23 protein-coding genes are annotated in these 22,372 nt (G+C 58.8%); 11 read left to right on the forward strand and 12 right to left on the reverse strand.

The window, feature by feature from the left end; genetic code table 11:
- Positions 1-79 precede the first annotated feature (79 nt).
- From glyA to BK670_RS00400, 4 genes are all read left to right on the forward strand, one after another.
- Complete coding sequence (gene glyA / locus BK670_RS00380) at positions 80-1,333, forward strand: serine hydroxymethyltransferase (protein ID WP_007963781.1); 1,254 nt, start codon at positions 80-82, stop codon at positions 1,331-1,333.
- Between the two features lie 336 nt (positions 1,334-1,669).
- Positions 1,670-2,983 carry a C4-dicarboxylate transporter DctA gene (locus tag BK670_RS00390; RefSeq protein WP_123448186.1) on the forward strand — a complete coding sequence of 438 codons (1,314 nt, stop codon included), beginning with the start codon at positions 1,670-1,672 and terminating at the stop codon, positions 2,981-2,983.
- Between the two features lie 83 nt (positions 2,984-3,066).
- Complete coding sequence (locus BK670_RS00395) at positions 3,067-3,771, forward strand: FadR/GntR family transcriptional regulator (protein ID WP_123448187.1); 705 nt, start codon at positions 3,067-3,069, stop codon at positions 3,769-3,771.
- A 19-nt stretch (positions 3,772-3,790) separates the two neighbouring features.
- Entirely contained in the window at positions 3,791-4,501 is a 711-nt protein-coding gene (locus BK670_RS00400) for a GntR family transcriptional regulator (RefSeq protein ID WP_123448188.1), read from the forward strand.
- Positions 4,502-4,617: 116 nt separating this feature from the next.
- On the opposite strand, the gene yjiA is transcribed toward BK670_RS00400, so the two are convergent.
- The 3 genes from yjiA to BK670_RS00420 form a co-directional block, all read right to left on the reverse strand.
- Positions 4,618-5,589 carry a GTPase gene (gene yjiA, locus BK670_RS00405; protein WP_123448189.1) on the reverse strand — a complete coding sequence of 324 codons (972 nt, stop codon included), beginning with the start codon at positions 5,587-5,589 and terminating at the stop codon, positions 4,618-4,620.
- Positions 5,590-5,755: 166 nt separating this feature from the next.
- Positions 5,756-5,953, reverse strand: coding sequence for a YbdD/YjiX family protein (locus tag BK670_RS00415; RefSeq protein WP_003228401.1), 198 nt, complete (start codon positions 5,951-5,953; stop codon positions 5,756-5,758).
- A 15-nt stretch (positions 5,954-5,968) separates the two neighbouring features.
- Complete coding sequence (locus tag BK670_RS00420; protein ID WP_038361749.1) at positions 5,969-8,035, reverse strand: carbon starvation CstA family protein; 2,067 nt, start codon at positions 8,033-8,035, stop codon at positions 5,969-5,971.
- Positions 8,036-8,194: 159 nt separating this feature from the next.
- Between BK670_RS00420 and BK670_RS00425 the strand changes: the two genes are divergently transcribed.
- Positions 8,195-8,563: a PilZ domain-containing protein gene (locus tag BK670_RS00425; RefSeq protein WP_123448190.1), complete on the forward strand. Its 369-nt coding sequence runs from the start codon at positions 8,195-8,197 to the stop codon at positions 8,561-8,563.
- Positions 8,564-8,679: 116 nt separating this feature from the next.
- Here BK670_RS00425 and radA read toward each other — a convergent pair whose 3' ends face one another.
- Genes radA through BK670_RS00440 form a run of 3 tightly spaced genes read right to left on the reverse strand, consistent with a single transcriptional unit; the run spans position 8,680 to position 12,227 of the window.
- The gene (radA, locus tag BK670_RS00430; protein ID WP_095181861.1) at positions 8,680-10,047 is read right to left on the reverse strand and encodes a DNA repair protein RadA; all 1,368 of its coding nucleotides are present in this window, start codon (positions 10,045-10,047) and stop codon (positions 8,680-8,682) included.
- Between the two features lie 43 nt (positions 10,048-10,090).
- Positions 10,091-10,627, reverse strand: coding sequence for an ankyrin repeat domain-containing protein (locus BK670_RS00435; RefSeq protein WP_123448191.1), 537 nt, complete (start codon positions 10,625-10,627; stop codon positions 10,091-10,093).
- 58 nt (positions 10,628-10,685) lie between these two features.
- The gene (locus tag BK670_RS00440; RefSeq protein WP_123448192.1) at positions 10,686-12,227 is read right to left on the reverse strand and encodes a catalase; all 1,542 of its coding nucleotides are present in this window, start codon (positions 12,225-12,227) and stop codon (positions 10,686-10,688) included.
- A 286-nt stretch (positions 12,228-12,513) separates the two neighbouring features.
- Here BK670_RS00440 and mscL point away from each other — a divergent pair, with 286 nt between their 5' ends.
- Positions 12,514-12,927, forward strand: a complete 414-nt coding sequence (gene mscL / locus BK670_RS00445) for a large-conductance mechanosensitive channel protein MscL (RefSeq protein WP_123448193.1) — start codon at positions 12,514-12,516, stop codon at positions 12,925-12,927.
- Between the two features lie 44 nt (positions 12,928-12,971).
- Here mscL and BK670_RS00450 read toward each other — a convergent pair whose 3' ends face one another.
- Positions 12,972-13,748 carry a ferredoxin--NADP reductase gene (locus BK670_RS00450; RefSeq protein WP_123448194.1) on the reverse strand — a complete coding sequence of 259 codons (777 nt, stop codon included), beginning with the start codon at positions 13,746-13,748 and terminating at the stop codon, positions 12,972-12,974.
- Positions 13,749-14,053: 305 nt separating this feature from the next.
- Here BK670_RS00450 and BK670_RS00455 point away from each other — a divergent pair, with 305 nt between their 5' ends.
- Both BK670_RS00455 and BK670_RS00460 read left to right on the forward strand, forming a co-directional pair.
- Positions 14,054-14,764: an autoinducer binding domain-containing protein gene (locus BK670_RS00455; RefSeq protein ID WP_123448195.1), complete on the forward strand. Its 711-nt coding sequence runs from the start codon at positions 14,054-14,056 to the stop codon at positions 14,762-14,764.
- Positions 14,765-14,936: 172 nt separating this feature from the next.
- Entirely contained in the window at positions 14,937-16,061 is a 1,125-nt protein-coding gene (locus BK670_RS00460) for a methyltransferase (protein ID WP_123448196.1), read from the forward strand.
- A gap of 72 nt (positions 16,062-16,133) precedes the next feature.
- On the opposite strand, the gene BK670_RS00465 is transcribed toward BK670_RS00460, so the two are convergent.
- Genes BK670_RS00465 through BK670_RS00475 form a run of 3 tightly spaced genes read right to left on the reverse strand, consistent with a single transcriptional unit; the run spans position 16,134 to position 18,812 of the window.
- Positions 16,134-16,301: a DUF2474 domain-containing protein gene (locus BK670_RS00465; protein WP_016773090.1), complete on the reverse strand. Its 168-nt coding sequence runs from the start codon at positions 16,299-16,301 to the stop codon at positions 16,134-16,136.
- 57 nt (positions 16,302-16,358) lie between these two features.
- Positions 16,359-17,366: a cytochrome d ubiquinol oxidase subunit II gene (gene cydB, locus BK670_RS00470; RefSeq protein ID WP_007909749.1), complete on the reverse strand. Its 1,008-nt coding sequence runs from the start codon at positions 17,364-17,366 to the stop codon at positions 16,359-16,361.
- A gap of 3 nt (positions 17,367-17,369) precedes the next feature.
- The gene (locus BK670_RS00475; protein ID WP_123448197.1) at positions 17,370-18,812 is read right to left on the reverse strand and encodes a cytochrome ubiquinol oxidase subunit I; all 1,443 of its coding nucleotides are present in this window, start codon (positions 18,810-18,812) and stop codon (positions 17,370-17,372) included.
- A gap of 395 nt (positions 18,813-19,207) precedes the next feature.
- Here BK670_RS00475 and BK670_RS00480 point away from each other — a divergent pair, with 395 nt between their 5' ends.
- The 3 genes from BK670_RS00480 to BK670_RS00490 all read left to right on the forward strand — a co-directional run bounded on the left by BK670_RS00480 (position 19,208) and on the right by BK670_RS00490 (position 21,111).
- Positions 19,208-20,446: an MFS transporter gene (locus BK670_RS00480; protein ID WP_123448198.1), complete on the forward strand. Its 1,239-nt coding sequence runs from the start codon at positions 19,208-19,210 to the stop codon at positions 20,444-20,446.
- 84 nt (positions 20,447-20,530) lie between these two features.
- Positions 20,531-20,809 (forward strand): type II toxin-antitoxin system RelE/ParE family toxin, encoded by a 279-nt coding sequence (locus BK670_RS00485; protein WP_123448199.1) that lies wholly within the window; start codon positions 20,531-20,533, stop codon positions 20,807-20,809.
- 14 nt (positions 20,810-20,823) lie between these two features.
- On the forward strand, positions 20,824-21,111 hold the full coding sequence (locus BK670_RS00490) for a HigA family addiction module antitoxin (RefSeq protein ID WP_095048728.1): 288 nt from the start codon (positions 20,824-20,826) through the stop codon (positions 21,109-21,111).
- Positions 21,112-21,123: 12 nt separating this feature from the next.
- Here BK670_RS00490 and BK670_RS00495 read toward each other — a convergent pair whose 3' ends face one another.
- Both BK670_RS00495 and BK670_RS00500 read right to left on the reverse strand, forming a co-directional pair.
- Positions 21,124-21,669 carry a DJ-1 family glyoxalase III gene (locus tag BK670_RS00495; RefSeq protein ID WP_123448200.1) on the reverse strand — a complete coding sequence of 182 codons (546 nt, stop codon included), beginning with the start codon at positions 21,667-21,669 and terminating at the stop codon, positions 21,124-21,126.
- Positions 21,670-21,736: 67 nt separating this feature from the next.
- A complete protein-coding gene (locus BK670_RS00500) occupies positions 21,737-22,186 on the reverse strand; it encodes a DUF4879 domain-containing protein (RefSeq protein ID WP_123448201.1) in 450 nt (149 codons plus the stop codon).
- Positions 22,187-22,372 lie beyond the last annotated feature (186 nt).

A 22,372-nucleotide genomic window follows, 5' to 3' on the forward strand; every position in this document is an offset into this window, starting at 1 on the left:
TGATGTCGTTTCATATGCCATCCAAAACCCATTGGGTTAGAATGCCCCCCTTTTCTGCCCCCGATCCTTGAGGACCGCCATGTTCAGCCGTGATTTGACTATTGCCAAGTACGACGCCGACCTTTTTGCCGCCATGGAGCAAGAAGCTCAGCGCCAGGAAGAACACATTGAGCTGATCGCTTCGGAAAACTACACCAGCCCAGCGGTGATGGAAGCTCAAGGCTCGGTCCTGACCAACAAATACGCTGAAGGCTACCCAGGCAAGCGTTACTACGGTGGCTGCGAGTACGTTGACGTGGTTGAGCAACTGGCCATCGACCGCGCCAAGGAACTGTTCGGCGCCGATTACGCCAACGTTCAGCCGCACGCCGGTTCGCAAGCCAACGCCGCTGTTTACCTGGCTCTGCTGCAAGGTGGCGACACCATTCTGGGCATGAGCCTGGCCCACGGCGGTCACCTGACCCACGGCGCCAGCGTTTCCTCCTCCGGCAAGCTGTACAACGCTGTGCAGTACGGCATCGACGCCAACGGCCTGATCGACTACGACGAAGTCGAGCGTCTGGCGGTTGAGCACAAGCCAAAAATGATCGTGGCCGGTTTCTCTGCCTACTCGCAGATTCTGGACTTCCCGCGCTTCCGTGCAATCGCTGACAAGGTTGGCGCTTACCTGTTCGTCGACATGGCTCACGTGGCCGGTCTGGTTGCCGCTGGTGTTTACCCGAACCCGGTGCCTTTCGCTGACGTCGTGACCACCACCACGCACAAAACCCTGCGCGGTCCACGTGGCGGCCTGATCCTGGCGCGCGCCAACGCCGAAATCGAGAAGAAGCTGAACTCCGCAGTATTCCCGGGCGCCCAGGGTGGCCCGCTGGAGCACGTGATCGCCGCCAAAGCGATCTGCTTCAAGGAAGCGCTGCAGCCTGAGTTCAAGGCCTACCAGGAACAAGTGGTGAAGAACGCCCAGGCCATGGCCGAAGTGTTCATCGAGCGCGGTTTCGACGTAGTCTCCGGCGGTACCAAGAACCACCTGTTCCTGCTGTCGCTGATCAAGCAGGACATCTCCGGTAAAGACGCCGACGCGGCTCTGGGCAAAGCGTTCATCACCGTGAACAAGAACTCGGTACCAAACGATCCACGCTCGCCGTTCGTCACTTCCGGCCTGCGTTTCGGTACTCCTGCCGTGACCACTCGCGGCTTCAAGCAAGCCGAGTGCAAAGAGCTGGCTGGCTGGATCTGCGACATCCTGGCTGACCTGAACAACGAAGCGGTGATCGACGCCGTTCGTGAGAAAGTCAAAGCCATCTGCAAGAAACTGCCGGTGTACGGCGCTTAATCGCGACGTTAAATCTGCAGCATGAAAAACCGGCCAAGTGATTGGCCGGTTTTTTTTCGCCCCTGATTTCCCGTGTAGGAGCTGCCGAAGGCTGCGATCTTTTGATCTGGATCTTAAAAACAAGATCAAAAGATCGCAGCCTCCGGCAGCTCCTACATGCGGCTCTGGCCGCTGGTCAGACCGGTCATGCCAATTTCACGATTTTCACTTGTCATCCCGAAAAAACCGAGCGTAGACTGCGCCTGCACTGGACATACCGGTAAGACCACAATAATTAAGTCCTGAATCTGATGCGCCCAGCGCACGGCAGCCAGGACACCGACCAGGATTCCTCCCATGCTCAGATGGTGCTCGCGTTCAATCTTCCTTCAAGTGGTTCTCGGACTGGTGCTCGGCATCGTCTGCGGGCTGACCCTTCCTGAATACTCGGCCCAGCTCAAACCGCTCGGCGACGGTTTCATCAAACTGATCAAGATGCTCATCGGCCTCATCGTGTTCTGCGTGGTGGTCAGCGGCATCAGCGGCGCGGGCGATCTGAAGAAGGTCGGGCGCATCGGCCTCAAATCGGTGATCTACTTTGAAGTGCTGACCACCATCGCTTTGGTGATCGGCCTGGTCTTCGCCTTCAGCACCGGCATCGGCAGCGGCGCGAATATCCATCTCGAGCAACTGTCTGCGGCCGACATGGGCGATCTCGCCGAACGCAGCCAGCACATGCACACCACCACGCAATTCCTCATGGACCTGATCCCGACCTCGGTGATTGGCGCCTTCGCTGACAACAACATTCTGCAAGTGCTGCTGTTCTCGGTACTGTTCGGCAGCGCCTTGAATCTAGTCGGTGAAGCGGCCTCCGGGATCTCGCGACTGATCAACGAACTGAGCCATGTGATCTTCCGCATCATGGGCATGATCGTGCGTCTGGCGCCGATCGGCGTGTTCGGCGCTATCGCGTTCACCACCAGCAAATATGGCCTTGATTCCCTGCAACATCTGGGCAGTCTGGTCGGTTTGTTCTACCTGACCTGCATCGCGTTCGTCAGCGTGATTCTCGGTCTGGTAATGCGTGCTTCCGGCCTGCGCATGTGGCCGCTGTTGAAATACCTGCGTGAAGAACTGCTGATCGTCATGGGCACCGCATCGTCCGACGCGGTGCTGCCACAGATCATGCGCAAACTCGAACACCTCGGTATCGGCAGCTCGACCGTCGGCCTGGTGATTCCGACCGGTTACTCGTTCAATCTCGACGGTTTCTCGATCTACCTGACCTTGGCCATCGTGTTCATTGCCAATGCCACCGGCACACCGTTGGCCATGACTGATCTGCTGACGATTCTGCTGGTTTCGCTGATTACCTCCAAAGGCGCCCACGGCATTCCCGGTTCGGCACTGGTGATTCTGGCGGCCACGCTGACGGCGATTCCGGCAATCCCGGTGGTCGGCCTGGTGCTGGTGTTGGCGGTGGACTGGTTCATGGGCATCGGCCGGGCACTCACCAATCTCATCGGCAACTGCGTCGCCACCGTCGCCATCGCCCGTTGGGAAAAAGACATCGACGTGCAACGCGCCAACAAAGTACTCAGCGGTCAGCAGGGCTACACCTTTCAACCGCGTAAAGCAGCAACTCCGGCGCACCAGCAGGAGTTCTGATTTCAACCCCGTGGGCGCTGCCGCACGTTGCGATCTTTTGATCCTGCTGGCGGCGGCACCCTCGGGCTCACGGAGCAAGACCAGTGATTACCACATCAACCGTCGTCAACTCAGTCGTAGAAAAACTGCGCGCCGCATTGGCCCGTGGCCAGTGGCGTTCCGGCGACATGCTGCCGGGCCAGCGTGAACTGGCGGAACAACTGGGCATCAGCCGCCCGAGCCTGCGTGAAGCGGTGATCGTGCTGGAAACCCTCGGCCTGGTGCGTTCGATGCCGGGCAAAGGCGTGGTCGTCCTCGACGCGCAATTGAGCGATAGCCAGAGTCACGACAGCGCAGTGGCCGGCGCCAGCCTCGAAGACGTGCTGCAACTGCGCTACACCCTGGAGCCGTTTATTGTCGGGCTGGTGGCGCAGTCGATCAGCAGCAAGGAAGTCGGCCAGTTGCGCCTGACCCTGATGGACATGCGTGAAGCCCTTGAAGCCGGCGACAGCGACGCCGGGGTCAGCGCCTATATCGCCTTCCACGAAGAGCTGTTCACCCTGACCTCGAATCCGATTTTTCAGAGTGTGGTGCAGCAGACCAGCAACGCCCTCAAACAAAGCGCCGAGGTGCTGCGCAATTCTCCGGAGCATCTGGCCGAGCGGCTGGAAGAAAACGAAGCCGTGGTCCGCGCCATCCGCAGCAAGAACAGCGCCCAGGCCAGCGCCGAAATGCGTCGGCACATTCTGCGCGAAGGCCAACGGATGGGCATTGAGTTGAACATCCCGGAAGACAACTTGAGTCGCTAATCCCTACAGGAGACAGGCCATGAACAGTTTCGCCTCACCGTCGCAAACACAACCGATGACTGCGCCCCTGCCTTTCTCCCGCGTAAGGGCGCCGACTGATGATCTGTATCCGCGGCTGTTCGACGCGATTCTCGAGCAGCGCATCGATTCGGCCAGCCGTTTTACCGAGGACAGCCTGAAAGACATGTTCAGCGCCAGCCGCGCCGAAGTGCGCCGGGTGCTGATCCAACTGTCCCATGAACACGTCATTGTGTTGCGGGCCAATCACCGGCCACGGGTGGCCGCACCTGATCGGGAGCAAACCCGGCAGGCCCTGCATGCACGGCGGCTGACCGAGAGCACGCTGGTGCGTCTGGCCTGTCAGCGTCCGCAAACAGAAGATTTTAAACGGCTGCGCGGATTGATCGAGCGAGAGCGTGAGGCCGTTGAGCAGAATCGGCGTGGTACGGCGATTCGTTTATCCGGGGAGTTTCATCTGACGTTGGCGCAGATGGCGGGGAATGCACCATTGGCGCATTTTCTTGGCAGTCTGGTGCCGCTGACGTCGTTGGCGATTGCGCGATGTGAGGGTTCTACGCATAGCTGTTGCGCTTGGCAGGAACACAAAGTGCTGATTGAAGCGGTGGAGCGTGGCGACGTTCCCAAGGCTGGCCTGCTGATGAACCGGCATCTGGATCATCTTGAGCAGACATTGCTGGGTTCAGACGTTGAACATTGTGCTGTCGGTTAGATCGCCTTCGCGAGCAGGCTCGCTCCCACAGTGAATGGCATTCCTGCTGACAGAATGCGAATTACTGTGGGAGCGAGCCTGCTCGCGAAGAAGCCATCACTGACAACCAAGATCCATCAGGCAGAAGCCACCCTCGCAAACCCCGCGCGGATCTTCTCTTCCGGCAAATCATCAGCAATAAACACAATCACACTTTCCCGCGCCTCACCCTCGGCCCATTCGGTGTCCCAGTCGAAACCATAAAGCTTCAGCACGCCCTGAAACACAAGGCGACGATCCTCACCCGCGATGTTCAGCACACCTTTGTAACGCAGCAATTGCTTGCCGTGTTCTTCCAGCAGCTCATTCATGAATTCGCTGAGCTGATCGATATCCAGCGGCTGATCGGTGCGCAGCACCAGACTGGAGATGCGGTCGATCGACGGTGCCTTGCTGACCGGACGCAGGCTCAACCCGCCGCCAAGATCGGCGTTGAGGTTGAAACCGCGCACATCCAGCAGTTCTGCCAGATCAATGTTGCCGTGCTCGACCACGCGGATTGGCGCGCGCCGGTTGATCCGTGTCAGGCGTTCGCTCAGCGCATTGAACGTGGCTTCGTCGACCAGATCGGTCTTGCTCACCAGCAAGCGGTCAGCGAAACCGATCTGTGCCTGGGCGATGGTCTGGGTCAGGTGCACGTCCGCGTGCGCGGCATCGACCAGGGTGATGATGCCGTCGAGCAGGTAGCGCTCGCGCAGCTCTTCGTCGATGAAAAAGGTCTGCGCCACCGGCGCCGGATCGGCCAGACCGGTGCACTCGATCACCAAACGATCGAAGGCTATTTCGCCGCTGTCCAGCCGCTCAAGCAGCAGGTACAGGGCCTTGGTCAGGTCGGTGTGAATGGTGCAGCACACGCAGCCGTTGGCCAGGGTCATGACTTGCACCGGTTCGTCACCCAACAACTGAGTGTCGATGCCGGCGTCACTGAATTCGTTTTCGATCACGGCGATTTTCAGGCCGTGCTCGGCTTTCAATAAATGGCGCAGCAAGGTGGTCTTGCCGGCGCCGAGGAAACCGCTGAGTACCGTGACCGGGATGGGAGAGGACAAAACTCGATCTCCTTCAGAAAATAAAATGAACAACACAAAAACAACTGTGGGAGCGGGCCTGCTCGCGAAGGGGTCGTGTCAGTCGACATCATTGCTCGATGACACACCGCTTTCGCGAGCAGGCTCGCTCCCACAGGGGGGATTACCTCAACCGCAGGCTGTCAGCTCAACAGCACTTCGGCCCACCCTTGCCACCGTAACGGGCTTCCTGACGTTCGCGAAAGAACATCTCGTAGCTCATCACCGGTTTGTCCGGGTGTTTGGTTTGCATATGCTCGACGTAGGTGTCGTAGTCGGGCATGCCGACCATCAGGCGCGCGGCCTGACCGAGGTATTTACCGAGGCGACTCAGGTCATTGAACATGGTGCAATCCTCTGGTTACGCGTCCGGCAGAGCCTGGAATGGCGATTCTTTATCCGTACGCTCTTTTTTGCCCCAGGCGGCGATGCCGACCTTGAGCGCATAGAACAGGATGCTGAAGACCACGAACAGGAACAGCGCGGTAAGCGTTGCGTTGGTGTAAGCGTTGAAGATCACGTGCTGCATCTGCTCGACGCTTTTTGCCGGTGCCAGCACTTGACCATTGGCCAACGCATCGCTGTATTTCTTGGCCAGCGACAGGAAACCGATCGCCGGGTTAGCGTCGAACAGTTTGATGAAGCCCGCCGTCGTGGTGCAAATCAGCAGCCAGGTAGCCGGCAGCAGGGTGACCCAGATGTAGCGCTGGCGCTTCATTTTGATCAGGACCACGGTGCCGAGCATCAGCGCGATACCGGCCAGCATCTGGTTGGAGATACCGAACAACGGCCACAGGGTGTTGATGCCGCCCAGTGGATCAATCACGCCTTGGTACAGCAGCCAGCCCCACATCGCCACACAACCGGCGGTGGCGATCAGGTTGGCGGTCCACGATTCGGTACGTTTGAGCGCCGGAACGAAGGAGCCGAGCAGATCCTGCAGCATGAATCGACCGGCACGAGTGCCGGCGTCTACAGCGGTGAGGATGAACAGCGCTTCGAACAGGATCGCGAAGTGGTACCAGAACGCCATGGTGTTTTCACCCGGCAGGACACTGTGCAGGATCTGCGCGATACCGACCGCCAGGGTCGGCGCACCACCGGCACGGGCCAGGATGGTGGTTTCACCGATATCATGGGCCACCGCTTGCAGCGCTTCCGGCGTGATCGCGAAGCCCCAGCTGGAGACCACTTGCGCAACCGACGCGACATCGCTGCCGACCACGGCGGCCGGGCTGTTCATGGCGAAGTACACACCCGGCTCGATCACCGAAGCGGCAACCATGGCCATGATCGCCACGAACGATTCCATCAGCATGCCGCCGTAACCGATGTAACGGGCGTTGGTTTCGTTATCCAGCAACTTCGGCGTGGTGCCCGAAGAAATCAGCGCGTGAAAACCAGACACTGCACCACAAGCGATGGTGATGAACAGGAACGGGAACAGACCGCCCTTCCACACCGGACCGGTGCCGTCGACGAACTGGGTCAGTGCCGGCATTTTCAGCTCGGGCATGGTCACCAGAATGCCGATCGCCAAGGCGACGATGGTACCGATCTTGAGGAACGTGGAGAGGTAGTCACGCGGCGCCAGAATCAGCCACACCGGAAGCGATGCAGCGACGAAACCGTAACCAACCAGCATCCAGGTAATCTGCACGCCGGTGAAAGTGAACGCCTTGGCCCACACCGGATCAGCAGCAATCTGCCCACCCAGCCAGATCGAACCGAGCAGCAGCAACACCCCTACCACGGAGATTTCACCGATGCGGCCCGGGCGGATGTAGCGCATATAAATGCCCATGAACATCGCGATCGGGATAGTCGCCATCACGGTGAAGATACCCCACGGGCTCTCCGCCAGCGCTTTAACCACGATCAGCGCCAGCACCGCGAGGATGATGATCATGATCAGGAAGCAGCCAAACAGGGCGATGGTGCCGGGCACGCGGCCCATTTCTTCACGCACCATATCGCCCAGGGAACGGCCGTTGCGACGGGTCGACATGAACAGAACCATGAAGTCCTGCACCGCGCCCGCCAGCACCACACCGGCAATCAGCCACAGCGTGCCGGGCAAGTAGCCCATCTGCGCGGCCAATACCGGGCCGACCAGAGGTCCGGCGCCCGCGATCGCGGCGAAGTGGTGACCGAAAAGAATGTGTTTATTGGTCGGCACATAGTCCAGACCGTCGTTGTTGAGCACGGCGGGGGTGGCCCGACGCGGATCGAGTTGCATCACATTGTTAGCGATGAACAGGCTGTAGTAACGGTACGCAACCAGATAAATGGCCACAGCCGCGACCACGATCCACAAGGCGTTGATTGCCTCGCCGCGGCGCAATGCCACTACGCCCAGGGCGCACGCTCCTACGATTGCCAGCACTAGCCAGGGTAAGTGGCGTAGCAGGCTATTATTATTTTTCATTTTATTATTCCAGCCAGGGTGGACAAGAAAGACAGCCACCCCGAGTTTAGCGCTTACGGCGCCAAAGGCCATACCCCGACGTTGGTCTAGACGGCTTGTTGATTGGCAGCCACCCGCGAGTCGGGTCTATAGTCAGCGAACTCTTCCGAGGATTGCGCCATGAGCGAACACCCAGCCAATCGCCGTCGCTTCAAACGAATTGCGTTCGATGCCAGAACCGAGCTGAGTCAGGGCGAGTACATCTGGCCGGTCAATTTGATCGACCTGTCACTCAAAGGATTGCTCATCGAGCGGCCGGAGCCGTGGCTTGGGGATCGGGAAAAGGATTTTTTCGTCCACATTCATCTGAGCAAAGACGTCGATATCGAAATGGATGTGCATCTGGCCCATGAAGAAAATGGCCAATTGGGTTTTGTTTGCCGGCATATCAGTCTGGAATCAATCCAGCGGTTACGGCGGTTGATCGAGCTCAATCTGGCTGACGAAGCCGAACTGGAACGCGAACTGGGCGCCCTGATCGAAATCTGAGCCCTGACTCCTGCAGGAGCTGCCGAAGGCTGCGATCTTCTGATCTTGCTTTTGATTCCAGGAAATCCAGGATCAAAAGATCGCAGCCTGCGGCAGCTCCTACACAGGGATTGGTGTTACTCGAAAAGTGCGTCGAGCGCCTGTTCAAGGCGGGTCACGGCGATGATCTGCAAACCCGCAGGGGATTCTTTCGGCGCATTGCCCTTCGGCACAATCGCCCGTTTGAAGCCATGCTTGGCCGCTTCCTTCAAACGCTCCTGCCCGCTCGGCACCGGACGCACTTCACCCGACAGCCCGACCTCACCGAACACCAACAGATCATGCGGCAACGGCCGGTTGCGCAGGCTCGACATGACCGCCGCCATCAACGCCAGATCCGATGCCGTCTCCAACACCTTCACCCCCCCGACCACGTTGAGGAACACATCCTGATCGTGAGTCGGAATGCCACCGTGGCGATGCAAAACCGCCAACAACATAGCCAAACGGTTCTGATCCAGCCCCAACGTCACCCGCCGCGGATTGGCCAGATGACTGTCATCGACCAGCGCCTGCACTTCCACCAGCATCGGCCGCGTGCCTTCCCACGTGGCCATGACCACGCTGCCCGGGACTTCTTCCTGCGCACGAGTCAGAAATATCGCCGAAGGATTGGAGACTTCTTTCAAACCCTTGTCGGTCATGCCGAACACGCCCAACTCGTTGACCGCGCCGAAACGGTTTTTCACCGCGCGCAGCAAGCGCAAACGGCCATCGGACTCACCTTCGAAATACAGCACGGTGTCGACCATGTGTTCGAGAACACGGGGACCGGCCAACGCGCCTTCCTTGGTAACGTGGCCGACGAGGAAAATCGCCGTGCCGCTCTGCTTGGCATAACGCACCAGCAGCGCCGCGCTCTCACGTACCTGGGAAACGCCGCCGGGGGCCGATTGCAATTGTTCGGTGAAGATCGTCTGGATCGAGTCGATCACCATCACCTTGGGTTTTTCCTGACGGGCGGTGGCGATGATGGTTTCGATGCAGGTTTCGGTCATTACCCGCAGTTGATCCTGCGGCAATCCGAGACGCCGGGCGCGCATCGCTACTTGTTGCTGGGATTCTTCACCGGTGACGTACAGGGCGGGCATGCTTTTGGCGAGGTTGCACAGGGTCTGCAACAGGATCGTCGATTTGCCGATGCCCGGATCGCCGCCGATCAGCACCACCGAGCCGTCGACCAGACCGCCGCCGAGGACCCGATCCAGTTCACCGGAGGCGGTGGAAAAACGCGGAATCTCTTCGATGCTGACTTCGGCCAGGGTCTTGATCTGCGCCTGCTGCCCGGCCCAACCGGTGCGCCCGGTCGGTGCCGTGGCCCCGCCGCTCTCGATCATGGTCTCGGTCAGGGTGTTCCAGGCGCCGCACTCGCCGCACTGGCCCGCCCACTTGGGAAAGGTTGCGCCGCACTCTGTGCAGCCGTACATGCGCTTGGCCTTGGCCATCTGGATCCCCCGGCAAAAACCGCGATGATAACGCAGCCACCGCTCAGCGCGGCGCGGCCGTGCGGATTTCGCCGTTGGCCAGACGCGCGGCGCTATTGCCCAACGGATCTTCAGCGTTGAGGTCGGCGCCCTTGGCCTTGAGCGCGTCGAGCAGTTCGACGCGCTTGAACAGTCCGGCGTACATGGCGGCGGTCTGACCGGCGCCGTTGCGCTGATCGGGGCTGCAATCAGTGGCCATCAGCCGCTGGGCAATCCGCATCTCGCCCTTGAAAATTGCCCCCATCAGCGCCGTGTTGCCACGCTGGTCCTGGGCGCAGGCATCCGCCCCGGCGGCGAGCAGCCTTTCAACCGCCGGCGCCTGACCGTGATACGCCGCCAGAATCAGCGCGGTGTAGCCCTTGCTGTCGCGGGTATCGAGGGAATAGCCGGACTCGATGAAGGTGTCGAGCATCGGCACGTCACCGCGCCGGGCGGCATCGAAATAGTAATCCTGCAATTGGGCCTTGATCGCCTCAGGGCTTTGCCCGGCCTGCGCCGTCAGGGACAGACATCCGAGCAACAGAAAAAGACAGGAACGCATAAACGCTCTCCTTGGACAGAACGGGGCCAGAATCAGGCCCCGTTGCATAGCGTCGAGATCAGTCGGCCAGTTTGGCCGCCAGCGCCTTGACCCGGCTCAGGTCACCCTTGGCCACTTTGGTCACGCCGGTCCCGTATTCCGGGTCGGCCTTATAAAGGAAGGACAGGATGATGTGCTTGCTCTCGTCATCGGTGGTCGCCAGCGAGCCGCCGAAGCTGTCGATCAGGTCCTGACGCTCCTGCTGGCTGAACGAGCGGTACAGATCACCGGCCTGCTTGAAGTTCTGCTCACGCTGGATCTTCGCCTGTTGCGTGCTGCCCGACAGCGCCAACTGGCTGTAGCGCGCGTCAGTTGTCTCGTCACGGGGTTGCAGGCGGCTCGGCTGATAGTTCACACCGCTGTTGCTGGCGCCGAAGTTCATCGCACCGTCCTGATTGCCATTATTCACGGCAACTTTCGGTGCATTAATCGGTAATTGCAGGGCATTGGCACCCAGGCGATACATTTGCGTATCGGCATAAGAGAACACTCGACCTTGCAACAAGCGGTCTTCCGAAGGTTCGATACCCGGAACAACATTGGCTGGCGCCATGGCAACTTGTTCGGTTTCCTGGAATACATTTGCCGGATTACGGTTCAACACCATTTGTCCAACTTTTCGCTCCGCAATACCCGGCCAGATCTTGGTTGCGTCCAGAGGATCGAAATCAAACTTGGACAAATCTTGTGGTTTCAGCACCTGAATGTACAAGTCCCATTTCGGGAAATTGCCTTTGTTTATATTCGTCACCAAGTCATTGGTCATATGACTGTAATCTTGACCCTGAACTTTTGTGACTTGTTCAGGTGTGAGATTTTTGATGCCTTGCAAACTCTTCCAGTGAAACTTTACGTAGTGCACTTCGCCTTTGGCATTGACCAACTTGTAGGCATGTACTCCGTTGCCGTCCATTTCGCGATAACTGGCTGGAGTGCCTGAGTTGGAATACAACTCGGTCAGCGTACGTGTGGCTTCCGGTACATGGGAGAAGAAATCGAACCGGCGCGAGTCATCATCAAGGTTGGTGCGAGGGTCCGGTTTGAACGCATGCACCATGTCCGGAAATTTGATCGCGTCACGGATGAAGAAGGTCGGGAAGTTGTTGCCCACCAGATCCCAGTTGCCGTCAGCGGTGTAGAACTTGGTGGCGAAGCCGCGCGGATCACGCAGGGTTTCCGGGGAATGGTTACCGTGAACCACGGCGGAGAACCGCACGAATACCGGTGTGCTCTGGCCGGCAGCAAATACCTTGGCCTTGCTCAGGTCGCTGAGATCGTTGGTCACCGTGAAAGTGCCATGGGCGCCGGTGCCGCGCGCGTGAACCACACGCTCCGGAATGCGCTCGCGGTCGAAACGCTGCAGTTTCTGGATCAGTTGCACATCCTGCAGCAGCACCGGGCCGTTGGCGCCGGCGGTCTGCGAGTTCTGATTGTCACCCACCGCTGCGCCGTTGTCGCGGGTCAGGGGGGCAGCATGCACGGAAAAGGTCAGCAGGCTGGCGGTGAGCATGCCAAGCGTACGGCGATGGGGAAAAGCCCCCAGTCCAAGAGTGGAATTCATATCAGGATCCTCTGGTTTTTTTGGGCGCATCCAGGTGCGCCAACCCAAGGCTAGAGGCCTGTGCCGTCGAACATAAATAGAAAGAACGTACCGCCATGATTGAAAAATTTGGCTTCCCGATCAGCGAGTTAACGCGTATTCCGCGCGCGATTAGTGGCACTTTGCAAACTAATCGTCGATTATTGTGTCGATAAAAACGGGCATTGTAAGAAGGTGTTTCGCGCAGGACGCGTTTTGCTGATTTACACTGCGTACACCAAACTCATCTGTGACAAGGAAATAACCTATGGGCGTGCTAAATGAGTTCAAGGCCTTCGCGGTCAAGGGCAATGTGGTCGACATGGCTGTCGGTATCATCATCGGTGCAGCCTTCGGCAAAATTGTTTCATCCTTTGTCGGTGATGTGATCATGCCTCCGATCGGCCTGCTGATCGGTGGAGTGGATTTCAGTGACCTGGCCATTACGCTCAAAGCTGCCCAAGGCGAGGCCCCTGCGGTCATGCTGGCTTACGGCAAATTCATCCAGAGCGTGCTCGATTTCATGATCGTCGCTTTCGCTATTTTCATGGGTGTCAAAGCCATCAACCGCCTGAAACGCGAAGAAGCCGTGGCGCCTACCCTGCCACCGGTGCCGACCAAGGAAGAAGAGCTGCTGGGGGAGATCCGCGATCTGCTCAAGGCCCGCAACAATCAGCCCTGAATCAACTGCAGCATGAAACAACGGCGCCTTCGGGCGCCGTTTTTTTACCAGTAGTTTTCTACGGCCACCTGGCCCGGCCGGCGGGTGAGGCTGAGGCTCATGTGCCGTTTTTTCAGCAACGCACGAGTGTCGTCGATCATCTGCGGATTGCCGCACAACATGACCCGCGAATGTTCAGGCGATAACTCCACGCCCGCGGCCCTCTCCAGCTCACCGTTTTCGATCAGTGTAGTGATGCGACCGTTCAACGCGCCGGGGTGGGCTTCACGGGTGACTGTCGGGATGAAACGCAACTTGTGTGCGTGTTCACTCAGATACTCACGTTGCGCCAGCCCGCCAATCAGCTCCTGATACGCGAGCTCCCGCGCTTCGCGCACGCTGTACACCAGAATGATCCGTTCGAATTTTTCCCAGACCTCGAAGTCCTGCAGGATCGACAGAAAAGGCGCCACCCCGGTACCGGTGGATAACAGCCACAGATCACGGCCGTCGACGAAACGATCAAGGGTCAGATAGCCGAACGCCTGGCGATCCACCAGCAAGGTATCGCCGATCTGCAGTCGGCTCAGCTCGCTGGTGAACTCGCCACCCGGCACCACGATGGAGAAGAACTCCAGAAACTCGTCAAAGGGTGACGAAACCATAGAATAGGCGCGCCACACGGTGCTGCCGTCGGCCTTGGTCACGCCGAGCCGGGCGAATTGCCCTGCCCGGAAACGAAAACCGGCATCACGACTGGTGCGCAAGGTGAACAGGCTCGGGGTCAAGGGCTGCACGTCGAGCAAGGTCTGAGCGGTAAACTTCTCTGCACTGGCGGTCATGGGGCACTCCGTTGAACGATTAACAGCAGTGTCCCGCAAACCTGCACGCTTAAACACTGATGATTGGTAATGGCTTTCATCAACGCACGCTGCGATAAAAATCACCCTCATTTAAAGCGTACAAAGCACAGCCAAACTAAGCTTCAGGATGGTAACGTTATCACTTAGATGCCCTTATATCCTCATCATCGACTGTCGAGAGTAAAAAAAAATCAGCGTTTTCGTAGGAAACGTCCTACAATCCGACGCGTGCCGGATTTTTGGATCCATTCGGCAGACCCGGCAATAGCAATGGAGAGTTTGTAATGGAAACATGGAAGGAGTCACAGTTGAAGCAACTGACTTTCGCCAAGGGAATAGATTCGGCCTATCCGATCTTACTGAGATTTGCCGAGAATCTCGGGTTTAACTTTTGCGAAATTTCAGTCACTTCACCCCGCCGGGAGATTCATCTTAACAACCAGCAAATCAACAACTATCCTGAAGAATGGAATCAACAATATGCACAAAAAAATTTCAGAAACATTGACCCGGTAATAGCACACTGCAATCACTCAATGTTACCGATCGTATGGAATGAGTCGGTCTTTGCCAAGACGCCGCAATTATGGGAAGCACTGAAGGAACATAAACTTCAACACGGCTGGTCCCAGGCGTTCCATCATGAAGAAAGTGGCTTGTGCAGCATCATCAGCCTCGCCCGAAAGCACTGCCCGATCAGTCCTCTCGAGTTGTATGAGCATTTTGGCTATATGTTCTACGCCACCAGCCACTTGAGCGAACTGTTCGCCAAGGCTTTGCCCGCTCAGCCAGCCAAAGCCCAACCGCATCTTTCCCCCCGGGAACTGGAGGTTCTGCAATTTTCCGCCAGTGGCAAAACGGCTTATGAGATTTCGAGAATTCTCAGCTTGAGCGAACGCACCGTGAACTACCACGTGCAGAACGTGATCGAGAAGCTCAACGTCTGCAACAAGATTTCTGCTGTTATCGCGGCCGCCAGAGCGGGAATCATCTGAATGCAGGCATTCTCCCGGAATAAAACTTGCGGGTGTTCCCGCAGAAAAAAAAGTACCATTTGTGCCCTTCCTGAGTGATGACGCAAACCGCTTGCGTCGTAGTTCACTTGGTCGGGTTCCGCCGCAACACCCTGGCTGCGGGACACCTGTTGATTACCTGAGTCCCCGCCCCATGCCTTTGCTCGATACGCCCTTCGCCCAACTCGACTTGATCCGCCAGCCTGAACAGCAGAATGAACCGCTGCAGGCGTTCGATGCCGCTGACGAATATTTGCTCAATCATCTGGCAGCGCAGCACCCGACGGCTGACACGCGGGTCCTGGTGCTCAACGACAGCTTCGGCGCGCTGGCTGCCAGCCTGCTCGGCAAGGTTTCGGTCTGCAGCAGTGGTGATTCGTTTCTGGGCTTTCAAGGGCTGGAAAAAAACCTGCTGCGCAACGGCCAGGCATTCGATGCGATCCGTGGTATCCCGGCCAGTGAGCCTTTGCTCGGGCCGTTCGATCGGGTATTGATCCGCGTACCGAAAACCCTGGCTTTGCTGGAAGAACAACTGATTCGCCTGCAAGGGCAACTCGCGCCCGGCGCTGAAGTGGTCGCAGCGGCGATGGTCAAACACCTGCCTCGCGCGGCGGGTGATTTGCTGGAACGCTACATAGGTCCTGTACAAGCCTCGCTGGCGGTGAAAAAGGCCCGTCTGTTGATTGCCACCCCTGAGCCGAAAGCGCCGGCAGTGTCGCCCTACCCGTCCCGTTATCGCCTCGACACACCTGCCATCGAGTTGCTCAACCACGCCAACGTGTTCTGCCGCGAAGGCCTGGACATCGGCACCCGCGCCTTTCTCCCGCATTTACCAAAGAACCTTGGCAGCGCTCGCGTGGCCGACCTCGGTTGCGGCAACGGGGTGCTGGCCATTGCCAGCGCGCTGCAGAACCCCGACGCGCATTACACGCTGGTCGATGAATCGTTCATGGCCGTGCAGTCGGCCGCCGAGAACTGGCGTGCCGCGCTCGGTGATCGCGACGTGATCGTGCGTGCCGGTGATGGCCTGGCCGGTCAAGAGCCGCAATCTCTGGACGTGGTGTTGTGCAATCCGCCGTTCCATCAGCAGCAGGTAGTCGGTGATTTCCTCGCCTGGCGCATGTTCCAGCAAGCCCGCGAGGCGCTGGTGGTGGGCGGCGCGTTGTACATCGTCGGCAACCGCCATCTGGGCTACCACAGCAAACTGGCGCGGTTGTTCCGTGGCGTCGAGCAAGTGGCCGCCACGCCGAAATTCGTGATCCTCAAAGCACGCAAGTAAACCGTCAGGCAAAAAAAACCCTCCGCAAGGAGGGTTGCAAAACCGTACCCGAAGGCGCCGGGACGGGATGATTCAGTGTGTGGTCAAGCCTGCCGCATTCATGAACATACGCATCAGGCTGGCAGCGATAAACAGTACGCCAACGCTACCGACCCAGATCAACGCCAGCCAGCCGAGCCGCTGCCACAGCGGTTTTTTTTCGGCCTCTTCAATGTCGTGCAGGGAATGTTTGCCGGTCATTGCTTCATCCTCCATTTGAGGGAGATGGCGCTGCGGGCAGCGCCATCGTGATCACGACTAGTGATAACCGTCTTCATGGGTGACCTTGCCGCGGAACACGTAGTAGCTCCAGAAGGTGTAACCCAGGATGAACGGGATGATGAACAGCGTGCCCACCAGCATGAAGCCCTGACTTTGCGGCGGTGCGGCGGCGTCCCAGATCGAAATCGACGGCGGCACGATGTTCGGCCACAGGCTGATGCCCAGGCCGCTGTAGCCAAGGAAGATCAGCACCAGGGTCAGCAGGAACGGCATGTAGTTGGCGTTGCGCGCCACGGCACGGATCAGACCGTACATCGTCACCAGCACCAGAATCGGCACCGGCATGAACCAGAACAGGTTCGGCATGCTGAACCAGCGGGTTGCAATATCCGGATGAGCCAGCGGCGTCCAGATACTGACAATACCGATCACGGCGAGCAGCACGAAAGCCAGTGGCCGTGCCAGATCATGCATCTGCTCCTGAAGCTTGCCTTCGGTTTTCATGATCAGCCAGGTGCAGCCGAGCAAGGCATAGGCCACGACCAATGCGGCACCGCAGAACATCGTGAACGGCGTCAGCCAATCCAGTGAGCCGCCGGCGAACTGGCGATTGACCACCGGCAGGCCATCGATGAACGCCCCCAGCGCCACGCCCTGGAAGAAGGTTGCCGCGACCGAACCGCCGATGAACGCCTTGTCCCACAGATGACGTTTGTCGTCCTTGGCCTTGAAGCGGAACTCGAAAGCCACGCCGCGGAAGATCAAGCCGATCAGCATGAAAATCAGCGGCAGGTACAGCGCCGACAACACCACCGAATAAGCCAGCGGGAACGCGCCGAACAACGCTGCGCCCCCCAGCACCAACCAGGTTTCGTTGCCGTCCCAGACCGGGGCGACGGTGTTCATCATCACGTCACGGTCGACTTTGCCGGGGATGAACGGGAAAAGAATCCCGATGCCCAGATCGAAGCCGTCCATGACCACGTACATCATGATGCCGAAGATGATGATCACGGCCCAGATCAGCGGAAGATCAATACCCATGGCTCAATTCTCCTTGGTCAGGCTGGGGGTGTCGTGATCGGCATCGGCCGAATCGTCGGCGGCGGACAGCGGACGCGCCGGTGTGCGCTGTTTGCCAGGACCACCGTCCGGCGTCTCGGCGCCTTCGCTGATCTTCGGCCCCTTGCGCACCAGGCGCATCATGTAGCCGAGACCTGCGCCGAACAGGGCGAAATACACCACCACAAACATGATCAGCGTGATGCTCATCTGCATGAAGCTGTGGTTGGAAGAGGCGTCTGCGGTGCGCATCAAGCCGTAAACCACCCACGGCTGACGACCGATTTCCGTGGTGAACCAGCCAGCGAGGATCGCGATCAGACCGGACGGCCCCATCCACAACGCCAGATAAAGGAACGGACGTGAGGTATAGAGGCTGTCACGCTTGCGCAGCCACAGGCTCCACAAACCGGTGAAGATCATCAGGAAACCGAGGCCGACCATGATCCGGAACGACCAGAACACAATGGTCGAATTCGGCCGGTCTTCCGGCGGGAATTCCTTGAGCGCCGGGACCTGTTTATCCAGCGAGTGAGTCAGGATCAGGCTGCCGAGGTACGGGATCTCCACGGCGAACTTGGTTTTCTCTTCTTTCATGTCCGGCCAGCCGAACAGGATCAGCGGCGTCGCTTCGTCGCCTTTGTTTTCCCAGTGACCTTCGATCGCGGCGATTTTCGCCGGCTGATGCTTGAGGGTGTTGAGACCATGGAAGTCGCCGATGACGGCCTGGATCGGTGCGACGATCAACGCCATCCACATCGCCATCGACAGCATGGTGCGGATCGCCGGGTTGTCCTTGCCGCGCAGCAAGTGCCAGGCCGCCGAAGAACCGACAAAGAATGCGGTGGCGACGAACGCTGCCGTCGCCATGTGCATCAGGCGATACGGGAATGAAGGGTTGAAGATGATTGCCAGCCAGTCGGTAGGGATGACTTGACCGTTGACGATCTCGAAGCCCTGCGGGGTCTGCATCCAGCTGTTGGAAGCGAGAATCCAGAACGTCGAAATCAGCGTACCGATCGCCACCATGACAGTGGAAAAGAAGTGCAGTCCGCGCCCGACCTTGTTCCAGCCAAACAGCATCACGCCGAGGAAACCGGCCTCGAGGAAAAATGCCGTAAGCACTTCATAGGTCAGCAACGGCCCGGTGACGGCGCCGGCGAAGTCCGAGAAACGACTCCAGTTGGTGCCGAACTGGTACGCCATGACCAGCCCCGAGACCACGCCCATGCCGAAGTTGACGGCAAAGATCTTCGACCAGAAATGGTAAAGGTCACGGTAGGTGTCGTTATGGGTTTTCAGCCACAAGCCTTCGAGCACCGCGAGGTAACTCGCCAGGCCGATGGTGATGGCCGGGAACAGGATGTGGAACGAGATGGTGAACGCGAACTGAATTCGGGCGAGATCGAGTGCCTCTAAACCGAACATAAGTCTTCCTCTGTCAGGTAATACCGGCGTCTGGGCTTGTGGCCCCTGCGCCTACTGCCCCCACGGATATGGAGTGCGGCGAATTCTGATTCGTTCTTTTTAAACAACCATCGCAACGCAGGGAGTCTGGCCAACGGGCCACCAGAGCATCGCCCGGGAGGGTTTTGATCTGGATCAAGCAACGTTGAAAGAGTAGTCCCATTTCCGACGAAGAACTGCGTGGTCGTTTGCCGCGTGACAAGTTGCCTCATCGGCGTGGCAATGCTCTGCAATGGATTTCTTGCGGCGAGCTTGAGGAAATCGATGTCTGGCTAACTAAATTTTTCGTCTTAGCAACTTCCTGTTACAGACTGGTGATAACCTCGCGGTTCCCCTCGAGCCAGACCTGCCTTCAGATGCCCAGCCAAGAGCCCCTGCTGTTACGTCACCATCGTCCGTTTCTCGCTTTCTGGTTCGCGCGGATTTTCACCGCCAGCGGCTTTCAGATGCTCACCGTGGCAATTGGCTGGAACCTCTACCAATTGACCGGCAACGTTCTCGATCTGGGGCTGGTCGGCCTGGTCGAATTCGCCCCGCGAGTGCTGTTCATGTTGCACACCGGGCATGTCGCCGACCGCTATGACCGACGCAAAGTCGCCGCGATCTGTCAGTCGCTGCAGGCGTTGATCGCCCTGGCGCTGGCCATCGGCAGCGCCACCGATCACGTCACCCGCGAGATGATCTTCATCCTCGCCTTCCTGCTCGGCGCGGCGCGTTCGTTCGAGATGCCGACCACTCAGGCACTGCTGCCGAGCATCGTGCCCAGTGCGCTATTCCCTCGGGCAGTGGCAGCGGCACAATCGGCGCAGCAGTCGGCAACCATCGTCGCCCCGGCGCTGGGCGGTTTGCTCTACGCGTTCGGCAGCGTCTGGGTGTATGGCCCGACCGTGCTGCTGTATGTCATTGCCTGCACCTTGATGCTCAACCTGCCCGCGCGGCAAACGCCGCTAAACAAAGGCAAAGCGACGCTGGATTCGTTGCTGGCGGGAATTCGCTTCATTCGCAGCCGCCCGGACATCCTCGGGGCGATTTCGCTGGATTTGTTCGCGGTACTGCTCGGCGGGGCCACGGCGTTGCTGCCGGTATTCGCCAAGGACATCCTGCTGACCGGACCGTGGGGCCTCGGCCTGCTGCGCTCGGCACCGGCAGTCGGCGCACTGGGAATGTCGCTGTTCCTCGCGCGATTTGCCGTGGAGCGCAACGTTGGCCGGGTAATGTTCACGGCGGTCGGGGTATTCGGCGTCGCCACCATCGCCTTCGGCCTGTCGACTTCGTTCTGGTTTTCGCTGGCGGTGTTGGTGGTGCTTGGCGCAGCGGACATGATCAGCATGGTCATCCGTGCCTCCTTCGTACAACTGGAAACCCCGGACGAAATGCGCGGCCGGGTCAGCGCGGTGAACGGGCTGTTTATCGGTGCTTCGAATCAACTCGGCGAATTCGAATCCGGCCTCACCGCCCACTGGTTCGGCACCGTGCCAGCGGTGGTCATGGGTGGGATCGGCACGCTGGTGGTGACGGGGACGTGGATCAAGTTGTTCCCGACACTGGCGAACCGGGACCGGATGCATGTGCCGGCGGAAGAGGCGAAGGTCTGACAACCTCCAAAGCACAAGACGACTAAAAATGTGCGGTACATAGTTACCGCACTGAGTGTAATGTATCGCCTTACACTCGAACCCATGATCAAATCCTTTCAGCACAAAGGCCTTCGCGGCTTCTATGAAACAGGTTCGACTCGCGGGATTCGTGCCGACCACGCACAACGGCTGTCGCGCATGCTGCAGTTCATGGATCGCGCTACGCTTCCCGCAGATCTGGACCTTCCGGGTTGGCGCCTGCATCGATTGAAAGGTGAACTGACGGAGTACTGGTCGCTGAGCGTTTCAGGCAACTGGCGAGTGATCTTTCGTTTTGTCGGTTCGGATATCGAACTGGTCGATTATCTGGACTACCACTGACAGGAGGCAGGCTTATGCCCATGCACAACCCGCCACATCCCGGCGAAACACTACTAATGGATGTTTTGCCCGAGTTAGGAATCAGCGTTACCGAATTGGCCCGGCACCTTGGCTTCGCACGCCCGCATCTTTCCCGTGTATTACACGGACATGCGCCAATCAGTCCGGATCTGGCTGTGCGCCTTGAGCGTGCCGGCATTGGAAAAGCGCGCGTGTGGCTAGGCGTACAAACCGACTACGATCTGTGGCAAGCGGAGCATCGCGAGCAACCGGTTATCGAACTGATCGCTGTCCACGCCTGACACCTCCAGCCACTACAACTCCCCCGCCACTTGCGCCCGCAAGGCCTTGCCGCCTAGTTGCTCGACCAGCGTCAAGGCAAATTCCAGCGCAGCGCTGGAGCCTTGGGCTGTGACGCAGTTGCCGTCGACCACCACCGGTTGATCAACAAATGTACAGCCCGAGAGTTGATGACTGACGCCGGGCAAACAGGTCATGCGCCGCTGGCGCAGCACGCCAAAGGTTTGCAGGGCGATGGCCGGGGATTCGGCGATGGCGGCGAACAGGCGTCCGGCGCTGGCCTGATCCTTGAGCAACTGTTGCAGCGGTTGATGCGCCGCCAGGTGTTGTGAGCCGACGGCGCCGCCGGGCAAGACGATCAGGTCGAAGGTTTGCGCCAGTACATCGACCAGCATGCCGTCGGCGGTCAGGCGCGTGCCACGCGCGCAGGTGAGCATACGTCGCCCTTCAATACTGGCCGCCACCACTTCGATACCGGCCCTGCGCAGCACGTCGATCAGGGTCACACTTTGCAGATCATCGATGCCCTCGGCGAGGGTAATCAGGGCTCTAAAGGTCATGGGCGTTATCCGCTGGGTGATCTTCCAAGCGTAGTCAGCTTTGTCCGGCCCTGTTCGCAGACAGCCGTTACTTGATGTAAAGCTGGGTCGACATCGTGTTGCGTGGCGCATTGATCGAGGTGTTGCTGAAGCTGAAGGTGCCTTCCTGCTTGCCCGCCAGATCAAAGGTATAAAGAGACCCGACGGTGTTGCGGCCCGGGGTGCACTCGGTCAGGTTGCCATTATCAAAGGCACAGACCGGCGCTCGGGTACCGTTCACTTCGAAGCCATCCAGCGTGGCATGCGGCTGACTCTGGCCGTATCCGACTTCCAGTACATAGACCTTGATGCTCGGCCCACTATGATTGCATTGGGTCTGCGTCTGCCCATCACCAATGTCTTCCAGGCCACAGGCCGGCGATTGCACCTTGATCACTTTCACTTGGGTCAACGGCGCCGCCGAGGCCGCCGACGCTACCGGAGCCACGGCCAGCAGCGCTGCAATCAAACCCGAAACCTTTATCCAGCACCTGCTCATACCCTTCCCGCCCCGAAAAAATCAGCGCGCAGTATGGCGCAGTTGCCTTCAACGCAAAACTTCGCCGACGATCGACACCAACAACCGCCATATTCCTCACGCTGCTGGTATGATGCGCGGCTTTTTCCGGCCCACCACAATTTTTCAGGCGCTTACGACGGTCTGTGCTTTGCTGTTGAGGTCGAT

The organism is Pseudomonas fluorescens, from assembly GCF_003732425.1.
Lineage (GTDB): Bacteria > Pseudomonadota > Gammaproteobacteria > Pseudomonadales > Pseudomonadaceae > Aquipseudomonas > Aquipseudomonas fluorescens_BE.